Genomic DNA, 21,986 nt, shown 5'->3' with positions numbered 1-21,986 from the left:
TGAAAGCCGAGAAGGCCGCCATCTTCGGATGGCGGCCTTTTTTTATGTTCGCCGTCCGCCGTGCGATCACCTGGCGCAGCGCATCGCTACAATAAAATCCTTTGTGCCGGAACGCTGATCGATGCGCATTCATCTTGCCGAGTTCATGGAGCTGGCCCGCTCCAGTTTCTGGTTCCTGCCGAGCGTGATGATGCTCGTCGGCGTGCTGCTGTTCAGCATCACGCTTGGGCTCGATCGCAGCGGCCTGGCCGACGCGTGGCTGACACGCGTGTTCTATTCGGGCGGCGTCGAGAACGCGATCTATCTGCTGCAGACGCTCACCGGCGCGATGGTCGCGATCGCTACCGTGGTGTTTTCCACGTTGATGCTGGTGCTCACGCTCGCAACCAGCCAGTTTGGCCACCGGCTGATTCGCAGTTTCATGCGCGATCGTGCCAACCAGGCCGTGCTCGGCATCTTCCTGAGCACCTTCGTCTACTGCATGCTCGTTTTCCACATGGTGGGCAACGACCCGGCCAATGAATTCGTGCCGGGGCTGTCGGTCACCGTGGGCTTTGCGCTGGCGCTGTTTGCCAGTTGCACGCTGATCTATTTCACCCATCACATCGCGCAGCTCATCGCCGCTCCGGAAGTACTTGAGACGGTCGCGGTTGAACTCGACGGCGCCATCGACCGGCTCTACCCCGACGCCGATTGCGACGATGCGCCGGTCTGCGACTGGCCTGAAACCGGCGGTGTTGCCGTGCGCGCGACGGGCGGCGGCTACCTGCAGACGGTCGGGCTCGAGGCGCTCGTCGAGATGGCGAAATCCCATGACGTGTTGATCGAGTCAGTGGCCGAATATGGCGAATACCTGCTGCCGGGCGGGATACTGGCTCGGGTTCACGGCAAAGATGGTACGGACGATACGAGCGACGAACTCGTCGACGCCGTCACGCGTGCGTATGTGCTGGGCAATACGCGCCTTACCGAGCGCGATCTGTTGTTTGCCACCAATCAGTTGGCCGAGATCGCGGTGCGCGCGCTTTCGCCGGCGCTGAACAATCCGTTCACGGCGGTGGACTGTATCAATCGGCTGGGCTTTTCCCTTGCCATGCTCGCGCGGCGGCCGCGCCCTTCGTTTGCGCACTGTGACGACGGCGGTACGCCGCGGTTCCTGTTGCGTATTCCCGGCCTCGAGGATGCGCTCGACGCCGCCTTCATGCCGATTCGTCACTACGGCCGCTCGAGCGTAATGACCAGCCGTCAGATGCTGCGCGTGATCGCGCGCCTGGCGCCGGTTGCCGCGCGGGCGGACGAAAAGGTCGCTCTGAGTCGCCATGCCGAAGTGATCTGCGACGCGGCCCACAACGGTCTGAGCGAGACCCACGATATCGAGCTTATCGATCGCGAGTTCGAGTCGACCATGCAGGCGCTACAGGCCGAACGAACCGGCTGAGTGCTTTGCTCTCAGCGCGCAGGCGCGAGCAGGGCACGCATCGCCTCGAAGATCGCGGCCATTGACGCCGGCTCGCGACCGGGGCCGCCGGCACAATGGCCCCAGTCGGATTCGAGCACGCGGCATTCGGCGCCGGGTATCTGCGCGGCGTCGTTGCAAGCGTCCTCTGCCATGAAGTACAGGTCGGTGCGGGACGGAATCAGGATGGTGCGCGCGCGGATCGTGGCCAAGGCTTGTGCCGTGTCGCCGGCGAAGCGTGGCATGGCGGCAATATCGGCTTGTTGCCAGGTATCGAGCATGGCGAGCAGGTCATGGGCGTTCTGGGCGAGATGGTCGGTCTCCCAGTGGGCGAGCAGGGCGGCGATGCTTTCGAAGCCGAGCGCGCGATATAAGCCGTCGCGAAAGAAGCGCTGCGAATAGGCCCAGCCGGCATAGACATGGGCGAAGGCGCGTAGCCCGCGTGTGGGCGTCTCGCCACGTGCCAGCGCGGGATCCGTTTCGAGTGCGGCTTTTACACCGTCGAGGAACAGCGCGTTGTGCGGGTAGCAGTGCGCGGTCGCGCAGACCGCCAGTATGGCGTCCACGTGCTGCGGATACAGCGCCGCCCATTGCAGCGCCTGCATGCCGCCCATCGACCAGCCGGCAACCAGTCGCGGGGCGGCTTCTTCGAAGCGTGACGTAATCAGCTGCTGCTGGGCGCGCACGTTGTCTGCCAGCGTGACGCTGGGGAATTCGGCGCCGCGCTGGGGCGGGGCAGCGTTGCTCGGCGAAGTCGATTCGCCGTTGCCGAACAGGGCCGGGGCGACGACACAGTAGTCGCCGGCGGCGAGCGGGCTGCCCGGATGCTCGACCCAGGTGCGATTGCTTGCCATCGCACCGCCATAGTGCGTCGGTAGCACCACGAGGTTGTCTCGTTTCGTGTTCAGCGGGCCCTTCGCCAGGTAGGCGATCCGGGCGTCCTGCAGAACAGTGCCGCTGTCGAGCGTGAAATCGCCAAGCTCGAAATAGTCCTCAACCCATTGTTCTTCATTCATATTTCTGTTCGTCATCTGCGTCGTCGTTAATGGGGTATTCGAATTAAATATACAGGCTGGCATGTATATTGTAAGTCCTGGTTTGGAACGCGGTGCAGCTGCGTTCGAGGTGCAGGGCGATTCTGCTCTGCCGTTTCATACCGGAACCAAGGACCGATTCGATGGGAAATGTCGTGGATACCGCTTCGCTGCAGGCGAGTCTTGCAGAACAGGGCGTGAAGTACGCGATGGCCAGTTATGTGGATATCCACGGCTGCGTGAAAGGCAAGTTCGTGCCGCTCGACCATCTGGACAACATGTTCAAGGGCAGCGAGCTGTATACGGGGGCGGCGCTCGACGGCGTGCCGCAGGATATTTCCGATAACGAAGTCGCCGCCATGCCGGATGCCGACTCGGTCGCGGTCTGCCCCTGGGACAACCGTCTGGCCTGGTTCGCGGGTGATCTGCATCTCGACGGCGAGCCCTTCGAAGCCTGCTCGCGCACCATTCTCAAGCGTCAGCTTGATCGCGCGAAGGCGATGGGCTTCACGTTCAATCTCGGTATCGAGACCGAGTTCTTCCTGTTCCGCGAAACCGAGGACGGCGGCTTCGCGCCGATCAGCAAACGCGATTCACTGGCCAAGCCCTGCTACGACCCGCGCGGGATGATGGACAACCTGGAAATCATCGACGAGCTGGTCGAGGCCATGAACGGCCTGGGCTGGGATGTCTATTCCTTCGACCACGAAGACGCCAACGGCCAGTTCGAGACCGACTTCAAGTTCGCCGACGCGCTGACCATGTCGGACCGTTTCGTGTTCTTCCGGATGATGGCCAACGAGATCGCGCGCAAGCACGGTGCGTTCGCAAGCTTCATGCCCAAGCCGTATTCCGACAAGACCGGCAGCGGCGCGCACTACAACATGTCGCTGGCCGACGCCGAGACCGGTGAGAATCTGTTCTCACCCGACGCCGGCGACCCCTACGGCTGCGGCGTATCCGAATTGGGCTATCAGTTCATCGCCGGCGTGCTCAAGCACGCGCGGGCGATCAGTGCGGTGATCGCGCCGACCGTGAACAGCTACAAGCGCCTGGTACGCCAGGGCAGCATGTCCGGCTCCACCTGGGCGCCGGTGTTTGCCTGCTACGGCAATAACAATCGCACCAACATGATCCGTATTCCCGGCGTCGGCTCCCGCGTGGAGTGCCGTGCAGCGGATATTGCATGTAATCCCTACCTGGGTGCGGCACTGGTGCTGGCAGCGGGTCTCGAAGGCATTGAGAACGCGATGGATGCTGGCGAGCCCCACCGAGAAAACATGTATCGCTACAGCGATCAGGAGATCGATGCGATGGGCGTGACCATGCTGCCGCGCACGCTCGGCGAGGCAATTACCGATTTCGCGGCCGATCCGCTGGCCCGCGAAGTCTTTGGCGAGCGCATGTTCGGTGCCTATGTCGATTTCAAGCAGGACGAATGGGAGAGCTATCACACCGGCGTCTCCGCCTGGGAGATCGAGCGCTACCTCAAGTTGTTCTAGACCGTCTTTTCATCGAGGCCACTGAATCATGAACCGGGAGAACCGACCGATGCACCTCAAGAAACGCCTGATGCTCGCCCTAGTGGCGATCGCACTGACCACCCTGACCCTGGGCAGCGCCCAGGCCGCCGAGAAACGCGATTCGTTCCGGATCGCCTGGACGATCTATGCCGGCTGGATTCCCTGGGACTATGTGAAGACGTCGGGGATTATGGATAAATGGGCCGACAAGTACGATATCGATGTCGAGATCGTGCAGATCAACGACTACATCGAGTCCATCAATCAGTACACCACCGGTCAGTTCGACGGCGTGGTTGCGACCAGCATGGATGCGTTGTCGATTCCGGCCGCGTCGGGTGTGGATACCACGGCGCTGATCGTCGGCGATTATTCGAACGGCAATGACGGCATCGTCTCCAAGGATGCGGAATCGGTCGCCGATCTCGAAGGCGAGACGATCAATCTCGTGCAGCTGTCCGTATCGCACTATCTGCTGGCTCGTGCGCTGGAAGAGAACGGCCTCTCCGAGCCGGATGTAAACCTGGTGAACACCTCCGATGCCGATATCGTCGCGGCGTTCCAGGGCAAGACTGTGCGTACGGTCGTGACCTGGAACCCGCTGCTCAGCACGGTTGCCGAGACACCCGGCGCCAACGCCATCTTCGACTCCAGCCAGATCCCGGGCCATATCAAGGATCTGACCCTGGTGAACACAGAAACGCTGGCAGCCAACCCGGCGCTGGGCAAGGCACTGGTCGGCGCCTGGTACGAGATGATGGGCGATCTGGGCGCGGATACTGACAAGGGTCGCGAAGTGCGTGCCTACTTGGGTGAAGCCTCCGGTACCGATCGCGAAGGCTACGAGGCGCAGCTCGACGGCATGAAGATGTTCTGGACGCCGGACTCTGCGATCGAGTTCATCTCCAGCGACGAAGCGTTCGACGCCATGGACAGCGTGCGCCAGTTCTCTTTCCAGAAGGGCCTGCTGGGCGAGGGCGCACGTAGCGCCGACTTCGTGGGTATCGAATTCCCCGACGACAAGATTCTCGGCGACGAGAACAACGTCAACCTGCGTTTCGATACCACTTACATGCAGATGGCCGCCGACGACGCGCTTTAGACAGCACGTCGCCTGAACCGTAGGCCAGGAAACTGGCGGCCGGCATGAAAACCGGCCGCCTTTCTTGCGTGCAACCACCGCACTTGTCGATCATGACGCCATGAGACGTACCCCCGAACAGGCCGAACAGACCCGGCTCAAGGTCATCGACGCCGGTCTGCGGCTGTTCAGCCAGTCGGGCTATTCCGGCACCACGCTGGCGATGATCGCGAAAGAGGCCGGCATGAGCCGTGGCCCGATCTACTGGCATTTCGAGAACAAGGATGAGCTGTTCGAGGCCGTCATCGCCTATTCGCAGACGCCGCTGCAACGGCTTGTCGATGCCGCCCGAGCCGACACGCCGGACCCGGTCGCGCGCATGAGCGCTTTCATCCAGGGGTGGTTCGATCTGCTGGTGAGCGATAAACGCCATCGCCAGTCGTTCGAGATCCTGATGAACAAGACCGAGCTCACCCAGCGCATGGCGCGTACCGTGCGCCGCGAACGCGAGCTCACCCGTGCCATCATCACGCTGTTCGAATCGCTGGTCGACGATGCCCGCGCACAGGAGCTGTTGCCCGCAGGCGACCCCGCCGATCTGCTCGCGCTGCAGACCTATACCTACCTCATGGGCGTTACCCAGACCTGGCTGTTTTCCCCGCGGTTGTTCTCGCTGCGCAAGCACAAGGATTATTTTCATCGCAAGTGCCTGGCCACGCTGTTCGATAATGCGGCCACAGTTCTGCACCCCGGGAATACCGGAAGCGGCTGACGCCGGGCGATCGTCCGCGTTTTCGCTGCGCTGTCATCGTCCCGTGATGCCCGGGACCGCAACCTGTCATGCAGGAGCTGCAGGCTGGACGAATTCGACAATGCCCGGGGGGATTTCATGGCATGTTCATTCTGTGCGCTGCGCGCACTTCGTCTGGCGGCAACAGCGCTGGTTGCTTGTGTCGCGACCAGTGCTTACGCGCAGTCGTCGATTCTCATCAACGAACTGGATGCCGATACGCCCGGCATCGACAGTGCCGAGTTCGTCGAACTCAGCGATGGCGGCGCGGGCAACACCGCGCTGGACGGCTTCGTGCTGGTTTTCTACAACGGCAGCAACGACGAAAGCTACGCCGCCTACGATCTAGACGGCGCGGTAACGTCCGCCAACGGTTACTACCTGCTGGGTAATGCCGGCGTGCCCGGTGTCATCACGACCTTCGGCAGCAATGGCCTTCAAAACGGCCAGGATGCGATCGCGCTCTATCGGGCCGACGCCGACGATTTTCCCACCGGTACGGCGGTAACGACCGAAAATCTTGTCGATGCTGTGGTCTATGGCACCGACGATAGCGATGACCCCGAACTGGCCGTACTGCTCGCCGACGGCGCGCCGCAGCTCAACGAAGCAGCCAACGGCGATAAGGACAACGAATCGCTGCAGCGCATGCCGGACGGCAGTGGCACCGGCCGCGACACGAGCGTGTTCATGGCCGCGCTTGCCACGCCGAATGCAGAGAACGGCAGCGGCGGCGGGTCCGGTGATCCGGGTGACGACGACGGTATCCCTGCGGATGCGATTACCGGCCTGCGGATTTTCGATATTCAGGGCGCGGGCCATCTTTCGCCGCGGGCCGGCAACGCGGTCGCGGGTGTGCCGGGCGTGGTCACGGCCGTGACCGGCAACAGCTTTTATTTTCAGGACCCGGCCGGCGACGGCGACGATGCCACCAGCGATGCGGTGCTCGTATTCACCGGCGGCACACCGATGCGCTTCGACGGTATGCCCGTCGCGGTCGGCGATGTGGTGGCAGTGGCCGGCACGGTCACCGAGTTCTTTCCCGGTGGCGACGAAACCAATCTGCCGACCACCGAGATCGCGACCGGCAGCGATGGCAGCACGCGCCTGATCGCCGATCCGGGCGCGGTGTTCGACAATACCGATATCACCCCGGTCACGATCGGCCAGGCCGGCCGTCAGGCGCCGAACGCGATCATCGACAACGATACGAATGGCAACGTGATCGACAGCACGGGCGCGACCTTCGACCCGGCGGAAGACGGCCTCGACTTCTATGAAAGCCTGGAAGCTATGCGCGTGCGCGTTGCCCAGGGCATGGCCGTGAGCCCGACCAGTCGCTTCGGCGAGGTCTTTCTGGTGCCGGATGCCGGCGCCAACGCGACCGGCATCAATACCCGGGGCGGCATCACGCTGGTCGAGCGTGGCGATGCGGTCGACTATAACCCCGAGCGTATCCAGATCGACGACACGCTACTCGACGACGCGATGCCGGCCGTGAATACCGGCGCGCTGTTCCGTGAGGTAGTCGGTGTGCTTGGCTACGGTTTCGGCAACTTCGAAATTCTGCCCGACACGTTGGCCGATCCGCAGCCGTCCGCACTGTCGCGCAGCGGTATCGGCGTGCTTGCCCGTGGCGACACGCTCACCGTGGCGGGTTACAACGTCGAGAATCTCGATCCCAACGATGAAGACGGCGATACCGACGTGGCTGACGGCAAGTTCGAAGCCATTGCCGCACAGATCGTCGACCGCCTCGGGGCGCCGGATATCGTGGCCCTCCAGGAAGTGCAGGATAACGACGGCTCGGCCGGCAGTTCGGTACCGGAGGGCGGCTCGGCCGACGATCTCGTCGTCGATGGCGACGAGACGCTGGCCCGTCTGGCCGATGCAATTGTCGAGGCGGGCGGACCACGCTACGCCTATGCCGAAGTCGCGCCCGAAGCGTTGGCCGATGGCGGCCAGCCGGGCGGCAATATTCGCGTCGCCTATCTCTATGACGCTACCCGCGTGAGCCTGGTCGAGGGCAGCGACGGGGCCGGCGATGCCAACACGGCGACCGCGGTCTCCGCCGATGCAGAGGGACAACTGGCACTCACGCTCAATCCCGGGCGCATCGCACCCACCGATCCGGCTTTCGAGAACAGCCGCAAGCCGGTTGCCGCCCTGTTCGCCTTCAAAGACGAGCGCGTGCTGCTGGTCAACAACCACTTCTCCTCGAAAGGCGGCAGTTCGCCGCTGTTCGGCACGCTTCAGCCGTACGAGAACGGCTCGGCCGACGCACGTACGGCACAGGCGGCAGTCGTCAACGCTTTCGTCGACGACGCGCTCGCCACCGTATCGCAGGCGCATATCGGGCTGGTGGGCGATTTCAACGAGTTCGGCTTCCTGCCGCCGATGGCAACGCTTACGGGCGCAGACGAGGCCGTGCCGGTGGTCGCCGATCTGCTGGACAGTCTCGATGCCACCGAGCGTTACACCTACGTCTTCGAGGGTAATTCCCAGGCGCTGGATCATTTCTTCGCCAGCCCGGCACTGGCCGCTACTGCGACGGCACGGGTCGCCCATGTGAACGCCGAGTTCGCCGACCAGGTCAGCGATCACGATCCGATCGTGGCCAGTTTCGATCTCTCGCGCGCCAGCGAGGGCGGGGACGAAGGGGCCGGCGGCAATGACAACAATGACGATGGCAGCGGATCGGGCGGCGGCTGCACCCTGGGCAATGGGCGCGACGCCAGCCTGGTGTTGCTGCTATGCGCGGCAGCACTCACCCTCGGCTGGCGTCGTCGGCGGCGCCACGCGATGCCAGCCATCATCTGAATAAAGCTGACGTCGCTGCGTTCTAGTCGCGGTGCGCCGACCGGCGATGGCCATCATGATCTCGACGGCCGCTGGTCCGTCCGCGGTGCTCCCGGCGGTCGTCACGACTGTCGTGGCGTGAGTGCGCCACGCGACGCTGGGTAGCCTTGTGCGAGCGGCGCTTCTGTACCGCGCGTTCGTGCCGTCGCCTTTCGGCGGCATGGTGACGGGCCCGGCGTTCGCGATAGGCGTCCTGACGGCGCTTGTGACTGTAGCCGTGATGCTTGTTGTCGCGCCGATGCTGATTGGTGTGGCGATAGACGGGCTGATGCCGTCGGTGGTCACGGCGGTCGTCGTAGTAGTTGCGATGGGTTACGTGGCCGACGTTGTGATGACCCGCATAGCGGCCCTGGCCGTCGTAGGCGCAGCCGGCGAGATAGACCAGCAGCAGCAGGCAGAGGATTTTCTTGGGCATGACGTGTCTCGGTAGCAGAGCGCCTAACGAGCGTTGCGCGACCGGCCTGAACGGCGCGTGAAAGCAATCCGTCCGGGAACTGAACAAGCCTGCACGACGTCCTAAACGCTTGAGAATGCTTGCCGCAGTTTGTCTCTGCGGCCTGCTGCGGTCATCATACGCAGCATATTACGGTCGGCCTGCGCCCTGTCGGTGCGCGAAAAAGGCCGCCTTTGCTCTCTGGTATCTGCCGAGGAAAGACGCACCATGAATCGAGCCTGTGCTTCGCGAACGGCCTTTGACGCCCTGCGGATATTCGTTCTTCTCGTCACGATTTCGCTTTTGGTCATGGCGCCCCAGGCCATGGCGCAGCAGCAAGGTGAAGCACCCAACGGTGACAACGCCAGCGAAGTGGTGCCGCTCAGCCAGCTCGCCGATCTGCTCGAGAACGACGAAGCACGCGAGGAGATCGTAAACCGCCTGCGCGAAGCCGCTGGCCCGCAGGCAGAAGCAGACCCGGCGCTGCCGGCGCCGCCTGAGGAAGGCAGCGATCCCGCGCTTGAGCAGGCGCCGTCCGACGACGCCAGTGCGGCCACGGTGGAGCAGGCGGCAGCCAGTGAGCAACGCGTTTCGTTTGCGAGACGCTTCGCGCAGACCACCGCAGACTGGGCCGAAGTGATCGGCGAGCGGGTTTCTGCCACCTGGGCGATGCTCACCTCGATCAACGAGGATCGCGGCCCCGGACCGGAATTCAATGCAGGCCTGTTTTTCGCGGCAGTCACGGCGTTTGCGCTCGTGGCGGTGTCCACCGTGGCGGCGTTCTTCGTGCTGCGTTTTCTGGCGGGCACGCTGTTTTCTGCGATCGGACGCTTTTCGCAGCGCGCGGAGACCGGCGCTGGCGTACTCATTCGACGGGGCACCGCCATCTTCATGGCTCTGGTGGTGGACATCGCCGTGGTGCTGCTCGCCTGCGGTGCCGGTTATCTGGCCGGGCTGTATGCGTTCGGTGAAGCCGGCAGCATGGGCACGCGCGAATCGCTGTTCATCAACGCCTTCGCCCTTATCGAGCTGACCAAGGTCGCGATTCGTGCCGTGTTTGCCGCACGTTACGAAAACCTCCGGCTGCTCAATATCCCGAGCTCTATCGCCGGCTGGTGGAGCGTACGCCTGCGCTGGTTTGTCGGCGTGATCGGCTACGGCCTGCTGGTGTTGGTGCCGATCGTGAACGTGCAGCTGTCGTTCTTTGTCGGCGCGATCGTGAGCTTCCTGCTCATGGGCGGCGCCTATATCTACGCGTTGAGCGTGATCTTCAAGAATCGCAAGCTGTTCAACGCGCGTCTCAAGAGCATGGCGGATAATGCCTCCGTCGGCTTCTTCGGCGTGCTGTTCAAGCTCGCCTCCAAGCTCTGGGTATTGCTGGCCGTCGCCTACTTCACGACGTTGTTTGTATCCAGCCAGATGGATCCGACTGGCGCACTACCGTTCATGCTCAACGCGACGATGCAGACGCTGGTCGCAGCCGCTGTCGGCTTCGGTGTGTCTGGCATGCTGTCCAAGGCGATTGGCAAGCGGGTAGCGTTCTCGGACAACGTCCGCGAGAAGCTGCCGATGCTTGAGGCACGTGTAAATTCCTACGTGCCGAACGCACTCAAGGTGATTCGTGTCGTGATCCTCGTCGCGGTGGCGCTGGTCGTGGCCAACGCCTGGCATCTGTTCGATCTCGGCGCGTGGCTCGCCTCGGATGTCGGCCTGCAGACGGTTTCGACGCTGACCCGCGTAGCGATCGTGCTGGTCGCCGCAGCGCTGCTGTGGCTGATTGCGGCGAGTGTGATCGAACACCGGCTGAATCCGAACACTGGTGGCGGCAAGCCCACAGCCCGTCAGGAAACGCTGCTCGAGCTGTTCCGCAACGCGCTGGCTATTCTGATCCTCACCATGACGCTGATGATCGCCTTGTCGCAGATCGGTGTGGATATCGGCCCGCTGATCGCTGGCGCTGGTGTGCTCGGCCTGGCGATCGGTTTCGGCGCCCAGAAACTGGTGCAGGACATCATCACCGGCGTGTTCATCCAGCTCGAAAACGCGATGAACACGGGCGACGTGGTAACCGTCGGCGGTGTGACCGGTACGGCCGAACGCCTGACCATCCGCTCGGTGTCTATCCGCGATCTGGACGGTGCGTATCACATCGTGCCGTTCTCCTCCGCGGATACAGTGACGAACTACATGCGTGAGTTCGCTTACTTCCGCACCGAGTACGGTATTGCCTACCGCGAGGATATCGACAACGCGATCTACCACCTGCGCGAGGCCTTCGCCGAGCTCAAGGAAGATCCGGTCGCGGGCGCCAACATTCTCGAGGACATCGCGGTCCCGGGTGTGACCGCGCTGGCCGACAGCTCGATCAATATCCGCATCATGATCAAGACCATGCCCGGCACCCAGTGGGGCGTTGGCCGTGCCTTCAACCGGCTGGTCAAGATGCACTTCGATCGAGCGGGTATCGAGATCCCGTTCCCCCATCAGACCCTCTACTTTGGCGAGGATCGCGACGGCAAGGCGCCGCCGGCGAACCTGCGCATCATCGAGGGGGCGGCCGATGGCGGCGAAGACGCGCCGCTCAAGGCACGCCGCGAGGGCGACGATGCGGCGCCGTCCGAAACGGGGGACGCGCCGGCCGACAACTGATCCGCTGCCGCTATCCTCAGGCAGACAACCCGCGGTCCTTCGGGGCCGCGGGTTTTTTTATGCGTGTAGTGAAAAATCAGGCCCGGTGCGGAATTTTTTTATCGGCCAGACCGACAATGGCCCGTTCGGGCGCACCGTTGCGCGACGCAGCATGTCGCGGGGCAGCGGTAGCCGGTTTTTGGACAGAAATTCGCCGCCGGTGGTCTGGGCCTATGACGACCGGGGTTCTACGGCTTTGTGCCCGCGTTGTCCACAATGTTATCCCGAGGCCGTGTGCACAAACACACAGGCGATCGAGGAGGGTGGCGAGACCCACGAAAACGCCGGCCGTCAAGGCCTCCCGCGTGTTGATCAATATGTGATCAGAGATGGGCGAGTGCCCGTCGGCAAAGCGCTAGGGGTAGTTGCCGACGGGTTGTCCACAGGCTTGTCCCATGGCGCTGTGAAAAGAGTTCAGGCGGGCTGCGCCTCGGTTTCGGTCCAATCCTTGGCCCAGCCTTCATCAGCACGAAACATTTCGTCCCCCGCGTGCTGGGTGAATTCGATAGCCATGCGATCGCGGGGCAGTTCCAGGTGTTCAGATACCAGGTCGAGCAGTGCAACCGCGAGTTGCTCACGCCACTCGGTAGGCCGGCCGCGACGGATATCGCACATCAGAACGACGCCCGGTACCGGGTCGCCATCGGCGCAGCGCCAGAGGCTGCCATTGGTGAGCTCTCGAAAGCCGACGCTGACCCGGTACGGCGTGGTCTGCATGAGCCGAGCGTAGGTCGCGCCCAGTTTGGCGGCCAACGCTTTCTTGGTCGCCTCAGGGTATTCCGTTGGCACATCGAGTTGCAGGTAGGGCATTGAAGTTCCGGTTCGGAGACTGAATTGGCCCCCATCAATCGCATAGCGGCCCCGACATTTGCAACGAGCAGCTTTACCGAGGGACGGTCCGTGGGTTTATAGATGCGGCTGCGGGGGAACGCTGTTCGGCTATCGATTCCGTTCCGTACCCAGGCCGTATTGGTCAATATTTAACCATTCAAGGCTCAAGGCCTGCCATGAGCGTATTTCAGGCGCTTGCGCCCGGTTCGTCCACAAGGTTGCCCAGAGGTTCTGGGTAAAACATCACAGGATCGGTCTGCAGTACGCGGCAGCGGTGATGCTGCAGCTTGAGTTCGCTCGTTGCGCATCTGTGCGCGCCGGGCCGACCATTGCGTTCGTTAATGGAACGTGCCGGAGGTTTCGCGGACGACTACCGCCGCTGGATCACATGTGAGCGGTGTTAGAATAAGGAAAGCGCAAAAAGTTATAACGCTGTGGCTGTTCCAGCCGGTTACATACGCGTTTCAGCAAGGACGATATGCAAGAGAACGCCCCGGAAGTTGTCGGCTTCTACGATGAACCCACAGGTAGCGTGCAGTATGTGGTGATCGACAATGCGACGAAGCGTTGCGCGATCATCGACCCGGTGCTGGATTTCGATCCAGTGGCGGCTCGCACCGGCACGGTGCATGCCGACGCGATCGCGGCTTTCATCCGGACACGCGAACTGCAAGTCGAGTGGATTCTCGATACTCATCCACACGCCGATCATTTTTCAGCAGCCCGATACCTCCAGTCGCTGTTCGACGCGCCACGCGCCATTGGTAGCCAAATCACGGCGGTGCAAGCGCTGTGGAAAGAGATCTATAACTTCGGCGCCGACTTTCCAACCGACGGGCGGCAATGGGATCGACTGTTCGATGACGGGGATCGATTCACGATTGGCAGTCTGGCCGGGCAGGTCATGTTTTCACCCGGGCATACCCTGGCGTCGATCACATATGTCGTTGGCGATGCGGCATTCATCCACGACACCCTGTTCATGCCCGATTTCGGCACCGCACGCGCCGATTTCCCCGGCGCCGATGCGCGCACGCTGTATCACTCGATCGAGGCGATCCTGGCGCTGCCGGACGAGACCCGTCTGTTCACCGGCCACGACTATTGCCCGAATGGCCGCGCGCCACGCTGGATGGCCACCGTGGCCGAACAAAAACAGGATAATCCACACCTGCAGAACATGAACGAGCAGCGATTCGTGGCCATGCGAGAGGAGCGCGACGCCGATCTGCCGTTACCCGAGCGGATGCTCGCCGCGTTGCAGATCAATACACAGGGCGGTGCGTTACCGCCGGCGGAATCGAACGGTCAGCGCTACCTGAAAATTCCTCTGGACCAGTTCTAGCAGCGCGCGGCTCGTTCGGTTCAAAACTGGTTAATTAATAACCAGTTCGCTCGCAGGGCCCGACATGAAAGGGCTGGCGGCGCCCGCCAACGGCTTGTCCACAGGCTTGTCAAAAGCCGGTGTGCAAAACACTATGCAGGGATAGCCGTTTTGAACGTGCGTGGCTCATGCCTCTTCGGGTAGCCTGCGCGGCCCATTGGCCGCTGTGACAGCGCACAGCAAGAAGGAAGCTTGATATGAGTCATGCACACGATCGGCTGTTGTGGATCGACGGCCGTGCCGTGAAAGCCAAAGGCGGCGCCTGGTTCGACACCTTCAATCCAGGAACTGGTCAATCGATCTGCCGGGTCGCCCAGGCCAGCAGCGCGGATGTAGACACCGCGGTTGCCGCCGCGCGACGCGCTTTCGGTGAATGGAAGCGCATGAGCGGCGTGGCGCGTGGGCGCGTTTTGCGGGCCCTAGCCGACAAGCTGCGTGAGCATCGGGACGAACTGGCAGAGCTGGAAACCCTCGACGGCGGCAAGCCGATCGCCGAGACGCCCGAGGCCGATGTGGATTCCGGCGCGGATTGCCTCGAGTATTTCGCCGGTCAGGCAGCCTCGATCCAGGGCGAGTATCAGGAGGTCGACGAAGGCTTCTTCTATACCCGGCCCGAGCCGCTGGGGGTGGTCGGCGCGATCGGGGCCTGGAACTATCCGCTACAGATCGCCTGCTGGAAGAGCGCGCCGGCGCTGGCCGCGGGCAACACCATTGTATTCAAGCCCTCGGAACTCACGCCGCTGTCGGCGCTGCGTTTCGCCGAACTGGCAAAAGAGGCCGGCGTTCCGGATGGCGTGATCAACGTCATCCCCGGTTTCGGCGATGTCGGCCAGGCGATGACGAATCACCCCGATATCGACAAGATCTCGCTGACCGGCGGCGCAGATACCGGCAAGAAGGTGATGGCCGCCTCGGCATCCACGCTCAAGGCGGTGTCGCTGGAACTCGGCGGCAAGTCGCCGCTGATCGTGTTCGACGACGCGGATATCGACAACGCCGTGTCCGGCGCGCTGATGGCGAACTTCTTCACCCAGGGCGAGATCTGCACCAACGGCACGCGCGTGTTCGTGCACGAATCGATCCGCGAGACGTTTCTCGAACGCCTGCTGGACCGCACGAAGAAGCTGAAGATCGGTGCCCCGATGGCCGCCGATACCGATGTCGGCGCGATGATCAGCGAATCGCATATGCAGCATGTGCTGTCGTATATCGAGGCCGGCAAGGCCGCAGGGGCCAAATGCCTGATCGGCGGCGCGCAGGCTACCGTCGCCGGCTGCGAAGGCGGCTGGTATGTGGAGCCGACCGTGTTCGACGGCTGTAGCGACGACATGCAGATCGTGCGCGAGGAGATCTTCGGGCCCGTAATGTCGGTGCTGTCGTTCACCGACGAGGACGAGGTCGTGACGCGCGCCAACGACACGCCGTTCGGCCTGGCGGCCGGATTGTTTACCCGCGATATCGAGCGCGGGCATCGCGTGGCGGCCGATCTCGAAGCCGGCATCCTCTGGATCAACCACTACAACATCACGCCGATCGAGATGCCCTTCGGCGGGATCAAGGAATCCGGTATCGGCAAGGAAAACAGCCGCCGCGCGCTGGAGCACTACATCCGCCTGAAAAGCGTGTTCGTCGCCCGGGGCGCGGTCGACGCGCCTTATTGAGAGAGCCGCCGATGAAACTCGAGAACAGTTACGACTATGTCATCGTCGGCGCCGGCTCGGCAGGCGCCGTGCTGGCCAATCGACTCACCGAGGACAAGAACGTTTCGGTGTTGCTGGTCGAAGCGGGGCCGATGGATTACAGCATCTATATCCATATGCCCTCGGCGTTCGCCTATCCGCTGGCCGACGACAAGTACAACTGGTACTACGAGACCGATCCCGATCCGCATATGGACGATCGAAGGATGTACTGCCCGCGTGGCCGCGTGCTGGGCGGGTCGTCGTCCATCAACGGCATGGCCTATGTGCGCGGCAACGCGCTGGACTATGAAGGCTGGGCGGACGATTTCGATCTGGACGACTGGCGCTATGCCAACGTGCTGCCGTATTTCCGCAAGGCCGAGGATTTCGACCAGGGCGAGAACGACTATCACGGCGCCGGCGGGCCGTTGCATGTCACCACGGGCCCGATGAAGAATCCGCTTTATCACGCCTTCGTGGAAGCCGGCATGGCGGCCGGCTACCCCTACACCGACGACATGAACGGCCACCAGCAGGAAGGCGTGGGGCCGATGTTCATGACCACGAAGGACGGCGTGCGCTGGTCCACGGCCAATGCCTATCTGCGCCCGGCCATGAAGCGCGGCAACCTCACCATTGCAGTGAAGACCTTTACCAACCGAATCCGTTTCGATGGCCGCCGGGCCGTGGGTGTGGAACTCGAGCATGGAGACGAGCGGGTATCGGTCGATGCCAAAAAGGAAGTGCTGGTCTGTGCCGGCGCGATCAACTCGCCGCAGCTGCTGATGCTCTCGGGTATCGGCCCTGACGATGAATTGACGAAACACGGCATCAGCCCGGTGGCCACGCTCAACGGCGTGGGGCGCAACCTGCACGACCACCTCGAGGTCTATGTGCAGTACGAGTGCAAGGAGCCGATCACGCTCTACGGTTCGCAGCGGCTGCACAACATGGCCAAGATCGGCGGCCAGTGGCTGCTCACCCGCAAGGGCCTGGGGGCGACCAACCACTTCGAGTCCGGTGGCTTCATCCGCAGCGAGGCGGGCGTACGCTTTCCCGATCTGCAGTATCACTTCCTGCCGATGGCGGTCTCCTACGACGGCTCCAGCTCGGCGGTCTGTCACGGTTTCCAGGCCCACGTCGGGCCGATGCGCCCGCAAAGCCACGGCCGGCTCACGCTGCGTGATGCAAATCCCAAGAGCGCGCCGCATTTTACCTTCAACTACATGGGCACCGAGCGCGACCGCTTCGAGATGCGCGAAGGCGTCAGGCTCACGCGCGAGATCATCGCCCAGTCGCCGTTCAACCGTTATCGCGGCAAGGAACTGGGGCCGGGCGCCGACGTGCAGTCCGACGCCGAAATCGACGCCTGGGTACGCGAGAACGGCGAAAGTGCCTATCACCCCTGCAGCACCTGCCGCATGGGGACCGATGACGACGCCGTGGTCGACGGTGAGGGCCGGGTGCACGGCGTCGAGGCGCTGCGCGTGATTGATGCCTCGATCATGCCGCGCATCACCTCGGGCAATCTCAACGCGCCGACCATCATGATGGCCGAGAAGCTCGCCGACGCGGTACGCGGGCGCGAGCCGCTAAAGCCGTCCAGCCAGGGCTGGTACGAGCCGTCCAACTGGCAGACCAGCCAGCGCTAAGCCGAACCAGACACGATTTCCAGCCGGCGGGTATGCACTGTCGGTTCATCAGGGGGACGACATGAACGATCAGAAATCCACGCCGAGCGGCGACCGGATCAATCCGGTTGTGTTCTACGGCTCATCGCTGGGCATTCTGCTGTTCGCGCTCTGGACCATGATCTTCACCGAGTCGGCCCAGGCCTTCATCGACACGATGCTGGGCTGGGTCTCGAACAGTTTCGGTTGGTACTACTTCCTTGTCGTATTGATCTATCTGTTCTTCGTGATCGGCATCGCGCTGTCACGCTATGGCGACATCCGGCTGGGCCCCAAGCACTCGCGACCGGAGTTCAGCATGCTGTCCTGGGCCGCGATGCTGTTTTCGGCCGGTATCGGCATCGACCTGCTGTTCTTCTGTATCGCGGAGCCGGTCACCCAGTTTCTTGCGCCGCCGGTCGGTGAGGGCGGTACGGTAGAAGCCGCGCGCGAGGCGATGAAACTCACCTATCTGCACTGGGGTTTGTCTGGCTGGGGCGTGTATTCGCTGGTCGGCATGTCGCTGGCGTTCTTTTCCTACCGCCACGGGCTGCCGCTCACGATCCGCTCGGCCCTGTACCCGATCTTCGGCAAGCGTATCGAAGGGCCGATTGGCCATACCGTGGATATTGCCGCCGTGCTGGGCACCGTGTTCGGCATTGCGACCAGCCTGGGTATCGGCGTGATCCAGCTCAACTACGGGCTGAACCTGATGTTCGGGATCGCGGAGAGCACCGTCGTGCAGGCGGTGCTCGTCGTGCTCATCATCGTGTTCGCAACCCTGTCCGCAATCAGCGGTGTGGACAAGGGCATCCGGCGGCTATCCGAGTTCAACATGCTGTTGGCGCTGGTGTTGATGCTGTTCGTGCTGTTCAGCGACAAGACGCTGTTCCTGCTCAATGCCCTGGTGATGAACGCGGGTGACTACCTCACCGGTTTCGTCTCGCTGTCCACCAATACCTATGCCTTCGACCCGCCCAGCGATTGGCTCAATGCCTGGACGCTGTTCTTCTGGGCCTGGTGGATTGCATGGGGCCCGTTCGTCGGCTTGTTCCTCGCGCGTATTTCGCGTGGGCGCACCATTCGCGAGTTCGTGGCCGGCACGCTGATCCTGCCGATGGCCTTCATGATGGTGTGGATGTCGATCATGGGTAATTCCGCGATCGACATGGTCTTGCAAGGCGCCGGCGATTTCGGCGACGAGGCCATGAACAATCCCGCCTCGTCTATCTACCTGTTTCTGCAGCAACTGCCCTGGGCTGGGCTGACCACCATCGTGGCAACGATTCTGGCGATCGTGTTCTTTGTCACTTCCGGTGACTCGGGCGCGCTGGTGCTGTCGAACTTCACCTACCGGCTGGAGAACGTGAACAACGACGCGCCGGCCTGGATGCGTACCCTCTGGGCCGCGATTATCGGGGCGCTCACACTATCGTTGTTGATGGCCGGCGGCTTGAACGCACTGCAGAGCGCGGTGGTCGTGACCGGCCTGCCGTTCTCGATCGTGCTGTTCTTCATGATGTTCGGGCTCTACCGTGCGCTGCGGACCGAAGGCTTCAAGGAACGCAGCCATATCGCCGCGATGTCGGGCTATCTGTCCGGGCGTATCTCGGACGGCGGCGCCGAGCCGGGGGCCTGGCGCAAGCGTCTGTCGCGGGCGATGCGTTTCCCCGATCGCGCCGAGGCCGAGCGATTCATGGGCGAAACAGCCCGCGCGGCGATGAACGATGTTCGCGAGGCACTCGGCGGTCAAGATGTTGCCGCCGAGATTGAAAGCGGCGCGGGCGACCGGAATGGCTTGGTGCTAAGGGCGGCGATGGCCGATGAGCAGGATTTCATCTACGGCATCTGGCCGACGCCGGCCATCAAGCCCGCGTTCGCGACGCGGCCGCAGTCGGGCAAGACCGAATACTATCGACTGGAAGTCCACCTGATCGACGGCAGCCAGGGCTACGACCTGATGCATTACAGCCAGGCCCAGATCATCGACGACATTCTCGATCAGTACGAACGTCATCTGACGTTCCTGCATATGCGTCGTCAGGCGCTCGGTGGCATCAAGCCGATTGCGGGCGAACAAAGCTGAGGGCAGGGCGCCCGGGCTTGTGATCACAGGCCCGGGATGCGTTTCAGAGCGGCCAGACCCACGGCACAATGAGCAGCGTCATCACGCCGACGAGCAATGTCAGCGGCGCGCCCAGGCGCAGGAAGTCGGTAAAGCGATAGCCGCCGGGGCCGTAGACCATCAGGTTGGTCTGATAGCCGATCGGGGTGAGAAAGCTTGCCGATGCGGCAACCAGTACCACGATCGCGTAGGGCATGGGCGACTGCGAGGCGCCTTGCGCGAGCGAAACGGCGATCGGAAACATGATTACCGCTGCGGCATTGTTAGTGACCATCGAGCTGATCAGCACCGTGGTGACGAACAGCCCGGTGAGTGCCGCATACGTGGACGAACCCGCGAGGCCGATGAAGCCGCCGGCGATCGCCTGAGCCAGCCCGGTCTGTTCCACCGCCGCCCCAATGCCGATAGCCGCACCGATGGCGACCAGCAACGGCCAGTCGAGCGTCTTGCGTGCCGAGCCGAGCGTGCAACAGCGCGCGAGCAGCATCAGCGCCGCGCCACCGAGCGCCGCATGCAGGATATCCGTCAGTCCGACGGTGACCACGGCGACCAGCCCCGCGACGATGGCGATCGCTGCATAGGCGCGGTGATGCTGCGGCGGCTGTGAATCCGCGACCTGGCTGACGAGGAAGAAATCGCGTGAATGCCGCTGTTGGGCCACGAACGAAGGGCGTGCCTCGAGCAGCAGCGTATCGCCGGGCTGGAGCACGATATCGCCGATCTTGCGCTGGATACGTGCACCGTCGCGGGCGACTGCGAGCACCACGGCGTTGTATTGGCCGCGAAAGCCGCCGTCGCGGATCGTCATACCCACCAGCGGGCAGCTGTGAGACACCACCGCCTCGACCAGCACGCGGGCCCGCCGTGGCGTGTCCAGCTTGAAGATCTGTTCGGTCGCCGGTACCAGTCCGCGGGTCTTTTGCAGGTCGACTACCGAATCGACGATGCCCACGAACACCAGTCGATCCTCGCCCTGCAGTGGTTCGCGTGGCGACACGGCCGGCAGGATATGGCCGTCGCGCTCGATTTCCGCGAGATACATGCCGGGCAGCTGGCGCAGCCCAGCCCCTTCGATCGTCTGACCTTCCAGCGGCCCGCCGGCGGCGACCATCATTTCCACGCTGTATTCGCGCGGGTTGTCCATGCGGCCCAGCGCCGGCGTGCGATCGGGCAGAAGCCAGTGGCTGGCGCCGATCATGAACCCGATGCCGAGCAACGCGATGGGCAGGCCCACCCAGGCCAGCTCGAACATGCCCAGCCCGTCGCTGATGCCCTGCTGCACGAGCAGGCTGTTGACCAGCAGGTTGGTGCTGGTACCGATCAGAGTGCAGGTGCCGCCCAGAATGGCGGCGAAGCTCAACGGCATCATCAGCTGCGATACCGACAGGCCGTGCTTGCGGCACCAGTCGGAGACGGCCGGGATCAACGCAGCCACCACCGGTGTATTGTTCAGAAACGCGCTGAGCAGGGCGGTGGGTAGCACCAGTTGCGCCTGCGCATGGGGCACCGAGCGCGGCCGGCGCAGCACGCGCGTGGCCAGCATCTGCGTGGCACCGGTATCGCGCAGGCCGGCGACGACGATATAAAGCGCGGCGATAGTCACCAGGCCCGGATTGGAAAAGCCCGCAAACGCCGCTTCGGCATTTACGACGCCCGTCAGCAACAGCACGATCAAGCCACCGACCAGCACCGCGTCGACCGCGATGCGTGTGAGCGTGAGCATGGCAAATACGCCGACGAGCACGCCGAGCGTTAGGAGCGCGTCGAGGCTCATGCGTGGTTCGCCAGGCCGCTATAAGCGGGTGCAGCGGGGGACGACAAGCCGGGCATTCTCGCTACTGAATCAAGGCGGTATGCAGAGCATAGCGCGTCGGCTCAATGTGCTCTCGAACGTGGGGCGAGCCGATGGCGGCTCGGACGCCGCTCAGTCGCGTGCGACCTCGCCGACGTCTTCGCACCAGCGGGTGAAGCCACCGTCCAGGTCGGCCACCTGTTCAAGGCCCATGTCGAGCAGGGTGGCGGCCGCCAACGCCGAGCGCCAGCCCTTGTTGCAATAGAGGATCAGCGACTCCGCCTTGGCCAGTTCGGGCTTGTGATACGGACTGTCCGGGTCCACCCAGAACTCGAGCATGCCGCGTGGTACGTGCATCGAGCCGCGGATATAACCTTCGCGCTGGCGTTCGCGCACATCGCGCAGGTCGACCAGGATCACGCCGGGCAGGTCACGCTGGCTGGCGACTTCCTCGGGCGTCAGCGAAACGATACGTGCACGGGCATCGTCGACGAGTTGGCTGGCGGATTTGGTGATGGGCATGGCATCGGTGGGATCGAAACGGCACGCCTGATATAGCACGCCGGGGCGCGGATGGCGAAACGGATAGGGGCAGCTTCAGGGCGAGCGGCCTGCTCGTGCGGCCGAGCAGCCCTTAC

15 protein-coding genes are annotated in these 21,986 nt (G+C 63.1%); 10 read left to right on the top strand and 5 right to left on the bottom strand.

Features of this window, described 5'->3' with window-relative positions:
• Positions 1 to 121: 121 nt before the first annotated feature.
• Positions 122 to 1,438, top strand: coding sequence for a DUF2254 domain-containing protein (locus SADO_RS02125; protein ID WP_353108812.1), 1,317 nt, complete (start codon positions 122 to 124; stop codon positions 1,436 to 1,438).
• An 11-nt stretch (positions 1,439 to 1,449) separates the two neighbouring features.
• On the opposite strand, the gene SADO_RS02120 is transcribed toward SADO_RS02125, so the two are convergent.
• Complete coding sequence (locus SADO_RS02120; protein WP_353108810.1) at positions 1,450 to 2,472, bottom strand: alpha/beta fold hydrolase; 1,023 nt, start codon at positions 2,470 to 2,472, stop codon at positions 1,450 to 1,452.
• A gap of 161 nt (positions 2,473 to 2,633) precedes the next feature.
• On the opposite strand from SADO_RS02120, the gene glnT reads away from it, so the two are divergent.
• From glnT to SADO_RS02100, 4 genes are all read left to right on the top strand, one after another.
• Positions 2,634 to 3,992: a type III glutamate--ammonia ligase gene (gene glnT, locus SADO_RS02115; protein WP_353108809.1), complete on the top strand. Its 1,359-nt coding sequence runs from the start codon at positions 2,634 to 2,636 to the stop codon at positions 3,990 to 3,992.
• 28 nt (positions 3,993 to 4,020) lie between these two features.
• The gene (locus SADO_RS02110; protein WP_434547876.1) at positions 4,021 to 5,115 is read left to right on the top strand and encodes a putative urea ABC transporter substrate-binding protein; all 1,095 of its coding nucleotides are present in this window, start codon (positions 4,021 to 4,023) and stop codon (positions 5,113 to 5,115) included.
• 100 nt (positions 5,116 to 5,215) lie between these two features.
• A complete protein-coding gene (locus tag SADO_RS02105) occupies positions 5,216 to 5,866 on the top strand; it encodes a TetR family transcriptional regulator (protein WP_353108807.1) in 651 nt (216 codons plus the stop codon).
• Positions 5,867 to 5,983: 117 nt separating this feature from the next.
• Positions 5,984 to 8,704 carry a DUF8508 domain-containing protein gene (locus SADO_RS02100; protein ID WP_353108806.1) on the top strand — a complete coding sequence of 907 codons (2,721 nt, stop codon included), beginning with the start codon at positions 5,984 to 5,986 and terminating at the stop codon, positions 8,702 to 8,704.
• A gap of 22 nt (positions 8,705 to 8,726) precedes the next feature.
• Here the strand turns inward: SADO_RS02100 and SADO_RS02095 are convergent, their stop codons facing one another.
• Complete coding sequence (locus SADO_RS02095) at positions 8,727 to 9,158, bottom strand: hypothetical protein (RefSeq protein WP_353108804.1); 432 nt, start codon at positions 9,156 to 9,158, stop codon at positions 8,727 to 8,729.
• A gap of 342 nt (positions 9,159 to 9,500) precedes the next feature.
• Between SADO_RS02095 and SADO_RS02090 the strand changes: the two genes are divergently transcribed.
• Positions 9,501 to 11,825, top strand: a complete 2,325-nt coding sequence (locus SADO_RS02090; protein ID WP_353108802.1) for a mechanosensitive ion channel domain-containing protein — start codon at positions 9,501 to 9,503, stop codon at positions 11,823 to 11,825.
• A gap of 453 nt (positions 11,826 to 12,278) precedes the next feature.
• Here SADO_RS02090 and SADO_RS02085 read toward each other — a convergent pair whose 3' ends face one another.
• Positions 12,279 to 12,674 carry a hypothetical protein gene (locus SADO_RS02085; protein ID WP_353108800.1) on the bottom strand — a complete coding sequence of 132 codons (396 nt, stop codon included), beginning with the start codon at positions 12,672 to 12,674 and terminating at the stop codon, positions 12,279 to 12,281.
• A 499-nt stretch (positions 12,675 to 13,173) separates the two neighbouring features.
• Between SADO_RS02085 and SADO_RS02080 the strand changes: the two genes are divergently transcribed.
• From SADO_RS02080 to betT, 4 genes are all read left to right on the top strand, one after another.
• Positions 13,174 to 14,040: an MBL fold metallo-hydrolase gene (locus SADO_RS02080; RefSeq protein WP_353108798.1), complete on the top strand. Its 867-nt coding sequence runs from the start codon at positions 13,174 to 13,176 to the stop codon at positions 14,038 to 14,040.
• Positions 14,041 to 14,276: 236 nt separating this feature from the next.
• Positions 14,277 to 15,740 (top strand): betaine-aldehyde dehydrogenase, encoded by a 1,464-nt coding sequence (gene betB, locus SADO_RS02075; RefSeq protein ID WP_353108796.1) that lies wholly within the window; start codon positions 14,277 to 14,279, stop codon positions 15,738 to 15,740.
• Positions 15,741 to 15,751: 11 nt separating this feature from the next.
• The gene (betA, locus tag SADO_RS02070) at positions 15,752 to 17,413 is read left to right on the top strand and encodes a choline dehydrogenase (protein WP_353108794.1); all 1,662 of its coding nucleotides are present in this window, start codon (positions 15,752 to 15,754) and stop codon (positions 17,411 to 17,413) included.
• Positions 17,414 to 17,474: 61 nt separating this feature from the next.
• Complete coding sequence (gene betT, locus SADO_RS02065; protein WP_353108792.1) at positions 17,475 to 19,517, top strand: choline BCCT transporter BetT; 2,043 nt, start codon at positions 17,475 to 17,477, stop codon at positions 19,515 to 19,517.
• Positions 19,518 to 19,560: 43 nt separating this feature from the next.
• Here the strand turns inward: betT and SADO_RS02060 are convergent, their stop codons facing one another.
• Both SADO_RS02060 and SADO_RS02055 read right to left on the bottom strand, forming a co-directional pair.
• Positions 19,561 to 21,330, bottom strand: a complete 1,770-nt coding sequence (locus SADO_RS02060) for an SLC13 family permease (protein ID WP_353108790.1) — start codon at positions 21,328 to 21,330, stop codon at positions 19,561 to 19,563.
• Positions 21,331 to 21,480: 150 nt separating this feature from the next.
• Positions 21,481 to 21,870: a rhodanese-like domain-containing protein gene (locus tag SADO_RS02055; protein WP_353108789.1), complete on the bottom strand. Its 390-nt coding sequence runs from the start codon at positions 21,868 to 21,870 to the stop codon at positions 21,481 to 21,483.
• Positions 21,871 to 21,986: the final 116 nt, after the last annotated feature.

This window comes from Salinisphaera dokdonensis CL-ES53 (assembly GCF_040361215.1).
GTDB lineage: Bacteria > Pseudomonadota > Gammaproteobacteria > Nevskiales > Salinisphaeraceae > Salinisphaera > Salinisphaera dokdonensis.
Note: the sequence above shows the minus strand (reverse complement) of the source record. Positions and strands in the feature narration are given on the sequence as shown.